Genomic DNA, 9,461 nt, shown 5'->3' on the forward strand with positions numbered 1-9,461 from the left:
GCATCGCGGCTCTGCCTGCGAACTGCGTGGTCTTCTCAGCGAAGCCTGAGCCGCATCACCGCATCGGCGGATGCGGCGTTTTCTCGGCGCGCGATGCGCTCGTTCGTGAATGTCGGCGTGCTTCGCATGTGAACCTCGCATTCGAATCCGGGCGGCGGCACGCGTGCGCGCTTGTGACGGCGCGCGCGCGTCGCTCGAATTGATCAATGCCTGAAGGAGGGTTCACGCTTTGAATTCAACGTCGCATTGCAAAGCGACGAGTCGTGTATCGGAGCCGTTCGAGCAGGTTTCGTGTATGCGTATGCTAGGCAACGCGGCAACGATTCGTCGTGCCTAAAGCGCTTCGCGTGAGGGTTATCGCACAATCGCGCGCCGATCGCGAGAAGGGCGCGTTTCGTCCTGCGTTGCAATGACCGAGGGATACAGGCGTATGGCGGATATCGGCTTGCCATGCGTGCCGCGCGCGGTTTTCTGTACTCGCTTCGTGCAGCCGCGCGCGGTGTCTTGCATCTCGTGCCCTTACATCAGGCTGCCCCACTCGTAGTCGACCCTGTCCGGTGTCAGCGCGAACATGCCCGCGCCCGGCGTGAAGGTCAGCTCACCGAAGTAGATGACGTCGTTCGAGTCGTAGAGATCGACGCGCACGAACTCGAAGTCGCTTGCCAGTTCGCGCGCGGCCCACAGCAGCGCGTCGAGGTTTCTGGGGCGCGGGTCGGGCGTCGTGCTGCGCGCATACTTGCCCATCGAAATGTCGAGCAGGTTCCAGTCGGCATCGTAGATGTCGCCTCGCGGCCGTTCTCCAAAGCGGTCGGAGATGACGAGGATGAAGATTTTCGGATCGCCCGAGTTCTTGTTGAAGACATGGAACTTCATGTCCGCGGGGACTCTGCCATCTTCGTTGAGCAGCAGTGCTTCGAAGAAAATGCGCCGCTCAATCGGGCGATAGTGACGTTCCCGATAGATCGAATAGAAGTCGGTGGACAGCCAGCGTTGCGCGAGTGCATCGAGTTCTGCGAACGAAGTCTCCGCCTTGTTTCTTACGAGCTTCACGAAACCGCTTCCGTGCGTAGCTTTCATGACGAATGAAGTCGGAAGCGCATTGAAAACTTCCTCCGTGAAATCCGACGGCTCGGCGACAAGCGGCACGAGATATTCGCTGCCGATCTTGCCGGCAACATATTCGCGCACCTTCAGCTTGTCGCTCAGATCGACATAACGGGGATCGGGATACAGGCAGCGTTCCAGAATTTTTTCGTTGAACGTCGTAGGATTGCGCAGGTTCGGAAAGCGCCCGATTCGGCGGCGGTGATAAATGCTCAGCAACAGGTTGTCGGGCAACCAATCCCTTACGCTATGGAACAGCGCCTTTGAGAAAGTCATTCGCTTGCCTCCAATTCTCGGCTGGAGTGGATCAATTTCAAGTGCTTCATGTATTCGTTAGACGTGGGCTTATGTAGTCGGTTCTGAAGAAGCGTTCGCTTGGGCACACTTCGACGGAAAACTTAAATCACATCCGAATAGTCCTTCCAGCGTATGTGCGCGAGCGCACACAGGTGCGAACGAAATCCGCGTAAAGAAATCTTCGCATTACTTCTACTTGCGACGACGAAGCATCGACGTTACATTTCCTTTCGCCGGTAATCAAACAGCCGGACCAGTTTCTCTCTTTCGATGAGTCGCTGCACTTCATTCGCGTGCGCTCGACCGATCTGATTCGGTCATTTCAACCGTACGCCGCAGCGACAGGCGTCAATACTTGCGTCAATCGTATCGAGATCGTCTCGCGGAGCAAACGTTTCCTTGCTCCGGAGCCGTATCGCGATGCTTCCGATGCCGGGCGCGCTCATGCATGCCTATGTGCCTGCGTCCGCAGTGCTGCCCGCATCACGTTCAGGTTTTTTCAAACGAAGAGGCGGAGTCGACCGATGCTCAAAGAGAAACATACACACATTCGATGGATCAGCGCCGCAGCCTCGGCGGCCGCGCTTGCATTGCTTGCCGCCTGTGGCGGCGGCGGCTCGGGCAACGGCTCGAATTCCACGGCGGGGAGTACACCCGCATCGGGCACCACGCCCGCGTCGGGGACTACGCCCGCATCGGGCACCACGCCCGCGTCTGACACGACGCCGACGAACACGTCACCCACGCTTGCCGCGGCGACCGCTGTCGTTGACGGCACGACGATCGGCACCGCGCAATGGAGCGACGGCTCGACCTCGAGCGGCGGCACGGGCCAGGCGGTCAACGGCCTCAACTGCACGGTGGCGGGCGCGAAATACAGCTATGCGCATCTGTCGATCTATCAGGACGGCAAGCAGCTTGCGTTGCCCGCGAACATCGGCACCGTCGTGCCGAGCATGGCGCGGCAGACGGGCTGCGTCTATCCGGTCCATACGGTCGATGCATCGGGCAAGGTTCGCATGGACGTGACGTCCAACGGGTCGTACACGCTCGGTCAGTTCTTCGCCGTCTGGGGGCAGCCGCTCAGCACGACCAACGTGGCGGGTCTCACCGGCAACGTCACCGCGTGGGTGAACACGGGCGGCGCGCTTCAGCAATACAGCGGCGATCTCGCGAGCCTCTCGCTGACGCAGCACGGTGAAGTGACGCTCGTCGTCGGCACGCCGCCCGCTCAAGTCGCGACCTACACGTGGACCGATCCGCCGCCCTTCACGTCGACGGTCAGCACGCTCAGCTTCGGCGGCTTGCTCGGCACCTTGTACTTTCCGGACGGCAGCACGGGGACGGGCAGCACCGGTGCGACGGTGGATGGCGTAGTCTGTGCGCCAGGCATGGCCGAGACCTTCCATGTGCACTCGCATGTCGCGATCTTCAAGGACGGCCAATGGCTCGCGTTCCCGAAGAACGTCGGCATTACGTCCGGGTGCAACTACGAGCTGCATACGCACGACAACACCGGCATCATTCATATCGAAACGCCTAACGTGAAGCCATTCACGCTCGGCCAGGTCTTCGATATCTGGGGCGTGCCGCTCTCCAGCACGAATGTGGCGGGCATCACGGGCAACGTCGTGGTCTATATCAACGACAACGGCGATGTCCGTCGCTATACCGGCGACCCGCGCAACATTCCGCTGACTTCGCTGCGCGATATCACGTTCCAGATTGGCACGCCGATCACGACGCTGCCGACCTATTCGTGGTACGAGCCGCAGTAAGCTGAGGACGAACGCCGCGGTGCGAGCCGCGGCGTTCGAACGATTGCGACATCATTCGGCAACGGCGGAACCGCCGCGCCCCGCATACAGGCCTTCTTTCAGCGCTTGCGCGGAGACATCGACGAGACGGCCGTTTGCAACCTGAACGAGGCGGTCGGCACATTCGAAATACGCATCGTCGTGCGAGATGACGATGACGGTCTTCCCCTTGCGCTTGAGCTCGGGAATCAACTGGGTATAGAACACGCGCCGGAACACGGGGTCCTGATCGGCGGCCCATTCGTCGAAGAGATAGATCGGACGATCTTCCAGATACGACGAGATGAGCGCCATGCGCTTGCGCTGCCCCGACGACAGGCTGGTCGTACTGAACCGGTTGCCCTCCATGCTGACCTTGTGGTCGAGTTCGAGCTTGTGAAGATAATGCGCGGCCTGCTTCGCGATATGCGTCTGATCCTGGCACAGCACTTCATCGAACAAATGAAAGTCCGCGAATACCGCTGAAAACCGCTGGCGATATTGCACGAGATTGTGCTTCTCGACTTTCACGCCGTTCAGTTCCACATGCCCTTGCTCGGGTTCGTAGAGTCCGAGCAGCAGCATCGCGAGCGTGGTCTTGCCGCTGCCGTTTCCGCCGATCAGATAAACCACTTCGCCTTCGCGAATCGACATATCGATAGGGCCGAGCGTGAACGGATGATCCTCCGTCAGCCCCGGATAGCGATGCGACACACCCGAGAAGCGGATAAGCGGCGCACCGTCGATGCCTGAGGCGAAGGCATCGTCATGCGTGCCTTGCGCGTCGTCGTCCTGCTCCTGCATGAGTTCGGCATCGAGAATCCGGATGCGCGTCAACGCAATGGACGCCTGACGCAGGATCGGCAAGGTCGTCATCACTTCGCTGACGGGTTGAATCAGAAAGAGCAGCAGGAGCGTGAGCGTCACCAGAACGCCGTGCGATTGCGGAAACCAGTGCGGCACCACGAGCAGGATCAGACCGATGGCCACGTAGAAGAGCATGCCGCCCGCATTGGCGACGAGCGAATAGATGAACATCGCCCGCGTGAACGAGCGACGGAAACTATGCGCGGTCGGATGCACGACGTTGTCCGTGAAGTACCGGGCCCGCGCGTTGTTGAGCTGCAATTCGCGCGTGCCTTCCAGCAGCGAGCGAAAATGCCGGAAGATGATATCGAGCTGATCGCGAACCGCCTGCATCTCGCGCAAGGGCCAGCGTTCGACGCTATGATAAATCACGCCGCCCACGATCAGAAAGACGAAGAAGCATGCGAATGCCTGCCAGGAAAGCCACGCCATGTACGCAAGGCATACCGTGATCAGGATCACATTACCGAAGGTGATCGGCAGCATTTGCGCGGCTTGCGCGAAGGTGCCGATGTCCGTGGTGAGGATAGCGAGCAGACGCGACTTTCCAAGCGTTTGCAGCCGCTTGTAGGGTGTGCGCAGAATCTTGCGGCACAGTTCGATGCGCAGGCCGCATATCACCTGCTGGCCGAAGTCCATCACGATGATTTGCGATGTCGTTCTGAACAGCAGTTGCGCCGCGCATACCGCGAAGAAAACGATCACGAGTCCGCGCGTCTCGATCTGGCCCGCAGCCACGTTGCTGATCAACCGTGCGATCTCGGCGCTGCACAGCGCGCCCGCGAAGCCCGCGATGACCGCAAACACGAGACGCGGCGCCGATTGCCTGCGAATCTGCGAAGGAATGATCTCGAACATCATTGACCTCCGCTTGCGGCCTGCGGCAGCGAAGCAAGAAAGGTGCGGATCGTCCGGTTGAATTCCTCGGGGTTATCGGTCATGACGGCATGGCCCGCGCCGGATATCGTGGCAAGCCTTCCTTTCGGCAAGGCCTGATGCGCCATGCGCAAGGCGACCTGCGGCTTGAGGACGGCAGAGCCGACACCGCGCACGACGAGGCTCGGGCAGCGCGCCGAGCTAAGCATGCGCCAGAACTGATCGGCGTGCGGTTCTTCGCTCAGTGGCGAATCGTCGGCTACCCGCCGGTCCAGCTTCGGCTCGAATGCGCCGGTTTGCGTGCGGCGCAGGGCGTGCGCGGCGAAGTTGCGAAGCGCACGGCCGTTCGCGAGCGGACGGCGGTCGCGCAGCCAGACCACGTATTCGTCGATCGAATCGAAACGCGCGGGCGTGTCGATTATTTCCGCGCGGACCTTTTGTGAACTGCTAGCATCGGATTCCGGTCCAAAGTCGACCAGCACCAGTCCGGCGGTAAATTGTTCGAGCATGCCGGTCAGTTGCAACGCTACGCTGCCGCCGAGCGAATGACCAATGAGAATGGGCTTTCTTATGTTCAGCGCCAGTAAAACTTCCAGCACATCGCGCGCCAGCGTGCGAGAGCCGTAGTCGCCCTCCGGGTCCCAGCTCGAATCGCCGTGGCCGCGAAGGTCGATGGACAGGAAACGATGGTCCGCCGACGCATCTTCTGTCAAAGTACGCCACACGCCGCTGCATTCACCGCGGCCATGCAGCAGGACGCAGGGCGTTCCGATGCTGCCCGAATCTTCCACGGAAATGTCGAAACGGCCATTGCGAACCCGAATATTGCGGCGCTGCATGAAAAGGGGTCGTTTCATTGTCATCACCTATGTGAAGTGGCCGGAACCTGAATTGCGCAACGACTAGCCTGACGATCGAAACTTAGAAAGCAATTAGGCACTGGCTATCGTCATATTTCAGTCTCGACGGGCACGAATCGCGCTAACGGGCTGCTAACTTTCGACGCATAACCTGACGCACACTGAAACCTTCCGGTGGAGTGCATATGAACAGTACTGAACATGCTTATGAAGAGCAGGATTCTCAGCTGACTGACTTTGCGGAAATCCGGGACGCCGCCAGTTCGCCGGAAGAACTCGCGGCGATCGTCGCCGATGCGCTGCGCGCGAAGCGATGCGTCGTGTCGATTCCTGTCGATGCGCGCGTCGCCGAAGTGTGCGCCGGGCACACGGCGGCATTCGGTGAGGTGCATATCGGCGAGAAGACGGCCATCGTCGAATACTCGGACACGCGCGACAAGATGTTCGCCGTCCTCGCGCTGAACGGACAGGTGATCGGTGTGGTGCAGGTCTCCGGTCCACAGGAAAGAAGGCATTTCGATGAACATGATCTGAAACTGCTCCGCATTCTCGGTATGTTCGTTACGAAGGCCGTCGAGGCCGACAGACTGCAAAAGCTCGTTGCCTCGCCCTTTGCCCGGATGACGCTCAAGCGATCGTCGGACCAGACGATCGGCGATATCGTCGCGCAATCGGTACAGAACCCGAGTCAGCTCTCGAAGATGCTTGCCCGATCTTTCTATCGAGAGATGACCCGCGCCGGTTTCAACTTCAATCAGATCATCGGAGCGGCGACCGAGATCATTTCCGAACTCGCCAGCAACGTTCGCAAACATAGCGATCGCAATCAGCGGCGCGAAGGTTAAGCGTTTCTCTCTTTCATCTCCGAGCGCATCGCCACCGGCGTTTCATCCGGTGGCGATGCGCTCGACTATTTCGCGTGTACCTCCGCATTCGGATAACGGCTTGCCGACGCCCCGATAACATTCAATGAAGCGAGGTTCTCTCCGATCATCGCAAGCGATGAAGGCAGGCACATCTCGGCATGCGCGCAATCGATGTCGTAATTCATGATCGATCCATCCACACGCTCGCGCCATGACGCGAAAGGACGAGGCTGGCCGGGAGACTCGGAGCGCGTCGCCGTGAAATAGACGATATCGCCATAGAACTGCTTCGGCGCGAACGTCGACTGCAACTGCATGTTCCGCTGCGTCGCGCCGATCAGCGTCATGATGTGCCCGTCCGTGATGTAGGCGGGTATCAGGCGATGCTCGCGCAATGCGATGACGCGTTCCGATGTGGTCTGCATGGCCTGAAGCGACAGCATCAGATCTGGCGACATGCTGGGGAACGTGGCGGCGAAGAGTGCGCATTCATCGACTTCGCGCGCATCCACTGCATCGGGAAGACGCGAATCGAGCAGCACGAGCTGGCTCACCGTTTCGCCGAGGTTCTGAAGCTGAGTTGCCATTTCATAGGCGAGCAAGCCGCCGAAGGACCAGCCGAGCAGATGATAAGGGCCCTGAGGCTGAATCGTGCGGATGCGCGTGATGTAGTCGGTCGCCATCTCGGCGATGCTCGCGGGACCGTAATCGGGCTGTTGCAGCGCTGGCGTTTGCACGGCATAGATCGGGCGATCGCCGTCGATGATTTGAGCGAGGCCCGCGTAGCTCCATGCCAGTCCGCCCACGGGATGAATGCAGAAGAGCGGAGCGCCATCGCCGGGTGCGCGGATCGGCAGGATGGTGTCGAATTCGGTGTTCGAAGGCGCGGTGTTCAGGTGATTCGCCAGTTCCGCGACCGATGGCGCGCTGAAGAGAACACGGATCGATATGTCCTGGCCGAGCTCGGCATGAATGTGCGCCATCAACTGCACGGCAAGCAGCGAATGACCGCCAAGCGCAAAGAAGTTATCGAAGACGCTCACGCGTTCGAGACCGAGCACACTGGCAAAGCATTCAGCGAGTGAGTGTTCAAGCGACGTACGCGGCGCGACATAAGCTGCAAGATCTTGCCATTGCGGATCGGGCAAGGCACGGCGATCGAGCTTGCCGTTGGGTGTAAGCGGCAACGCATCGAGCGTAACGAACGCGGAAGGCACCATGTAGTCGGGCAATCGCGAGTTCAAATGTTCACGAAGATCGCTTGCATCGGAAACCAGCGTGACATAAGCGATGAGTTGCTGATCCTGCGTCGCCTCGTGCCGAGCACGTGCAATAACGACCGCCTCGCGCACCGCCGGATGACTGGCGATCTGTGCTTCGATCTCACCCAACTCGATACGGAAGCCGCGAATCTTGACCTGATGATCGTTGCGGCCAAGAAACTCGATATTGCCATCGGCGCGATAACGTGCAATATCGCCCGTGCGATACATACGCGCGCCCGGAACGAACGGATCGTCGATAAACCGCTCGGCAGTCAGATCAGGGCGATTCAGATAACCCCGCGCCACACCCGCCCCACCGATATACAACTCACCGACCGCACCCGGTGGCACGAGCCGGTATTGCGCATCGAGCAGATACATGCGCGTGTTGGCGATCGGACGACCGACTGGCACCGTCGCTGAACTCTGCGCTTCGAGCCCCACCTCATAACACGAAGACCAGACGGTCGTTTCCGTGGGACCATAGACATTCCACAGCGATTTGACCTTCTCGCGAAGCCGCGCCGCGAGAGCCGCGGACAACGCTTCGCCACCGCAGAGCGCGGTGAGTTTCGCGTTGCCGGTCCACTGCGCATCGAGCAGCATGCGCCAGGTCGCGGGCGTCGCCTGCATGAAGCTGATTTCATGCTTGTCGATAAGCGCTTGCAGCGCGATGGGATCGGCGGCATCGCTTCTGCGCGCAAGCACGATGCATGCACCCGTGCTCAAGGGCAGATACAACTCAAGCCCTGCGATATCGAAGGAAATCGTCGTGACGGCGAGCAGCGTGTCAGCGGCGCTCATGGCCGTGATATCGCGCATCGAGCACAGGAAGTTCAGCATCTCGCGATGCTCGACCATCACGCCCTTGGGCTTGCCGGTGGAGCCGGAGGTGAAGAGCACGTAAGCGAGGTGATGCGAAGCGACTGCGACTTGCGGATCGTCCTCCGAGCCACCGAGCGAGACGTTCGGATCGAGCACGGCAAGCGTGCCGGTATCGCAGAGCGCATCGCGGCCGGCGGCATCGGCGAGCAGGAGCCTGGGCGCGGAGTCGGTGAGGATGTGGCTCAAACGCTCGCCCGGATAGGCCGGATCGAGTGGCACGTAAGCAGCGCCTGCCTTGAGTATCGCGAGCAGCGACACCACCATACCGATGCCACGCTCCACGCACAGCGCCACGCGATCCTCGGGACGAACGCCTTGCGCGATCAGATGATGGGCAAGTTGATTGGCGCGTGCGTTCAGTTGCGCATACGTGAGCGATTCGTCTTCGAAGACGAGTGCGATTGCATTGGGCGTGCGCTGGACTTGTTGCTCGAACAACTGATGGATGCAGAGGCTATCAGGATATGACGAGGCAGTATCATTCCACGTAGAGACAAGTAAAGTACGCGTCTCGGGCGGCAACACATCAAGCTGATTGACGGGCGTCTGCGGCGCGTGTTCGAGCGCCTGCACGAGACTCGAAAGCGTCTGCTCCATATAGCCACACAACAGTTCGGGCGACAACGGTGCGACCGTCTGCGCGGT

6 protein-coding genes are annotated in these 9,461 nt (G+C 60.1%); 2 read left to right on the plus strand and 4 right to left on the minus strand.

From position 1 onward, the window contains the following. Nucleotides 1-519 precede the first annotated feature (519 nt). Nucleotides 520-1,380 carry an ATP-grasp fold amidoligase family protein gene (locus tag AWB70_RS30015; protein ID WP_053570665.1) on the minus strand — a complete coding sequence of 287 codons (861 nt, stop codon included), beginning with the start codon at nt 1,378-1,380 and terminating at the stop codon, nt 520-522. Nucleotides 1,381-1,925: 545 nt separating this feature from the next. Here AWB70_RS30015 and AWB70_RS30020 point away from each other — a divergent pair. Next, nucleotides 1,926-3,179 carry a hypothetical protein gene (locus AWB70_RS30020; RefSeq protein WP_200826451.1) on the plus strand — a complete coding sequence of 418 codons (1,254 nt, stop codon included), beginning with the start codon at nt 1,926-1,928 and terminating at the stop codon, nt 3,177-3,179. A 51-nt stretch (nt 3,180-3,230) separates the two neighbouring features. On the opposite strand, the gene AWB70_RS30025 is transcribed toward AWB70_RS30020, so the two are convergent. Together AWB70_RS30025 and AWB70_RS30030 are read right to left on the minus strand one after the other, a co-directional pair. Next, on the minus strand, nt 3,231-4,922 hold the full coding sequence (locus tag AWB70_RS30025) for a cyclic peptide export ABC transporter (RefSeq protein ID WP_235024388.1): 1,692 nt from the start codon (nt 4,920-4,922) through the stop codon (nt 3,231-3,233). Next, nucleotides 4,922-5,779: an alpha/beta fold hydrolase gene (locus AWB70_RS30030; RefSeq protein ID WP_053570663.1), complete on the minus strand. Its 858-nt coding sequence runs from the start codon at nt 5,777-5,779 to the stop codon at nt 4,922-4,924. Before AWB70_RS30030 ends, AWB70_RS30025 begins: the two co-directional genes overlap by 1 nt. Before the next feature lie 206 nt (nt 5,780-5,985). Here AWB70_RS30030 and AWB70_RS30035 point away from each other — a divergent pair, with 206 nt between their 5' ends. Beyond that, nucleotides 5,986-6,645, plus strand: coding sequence for an RNA-binding protein (locus AWB70_RS30035; RefSeq protein ID WP_053570662.1), 660 nt, complete (start codon nt 5,986-5,988; stop codon nt 6,643-6,645). A 65-nt stretch (nt 6,646-6,710) separates the two neighbouring features. On the opposite strand, the gene AWB70_RS30040 is transcribed toward AWB70_RS30035, so the two are convergent. Next, nucleotides 6,711-9,461 (minus strand): amino acid adenylation domain-containing protein (locus AWB70_RS30040; protein ID WP_143281723.1); only part of this gene is annotated, 2,751 nt, incomplete at its 5' end.

Source organism: Caballeronia cordobensis (genome assembly GCF_001544575.2).
GTDB classification, from domain to species: Bacteria; Pseudomonadota; Gammaproteobacteria; order Burkholderiales; family Burkholderiaceae; genus Caballeronia; species Caballeronia cordobensis.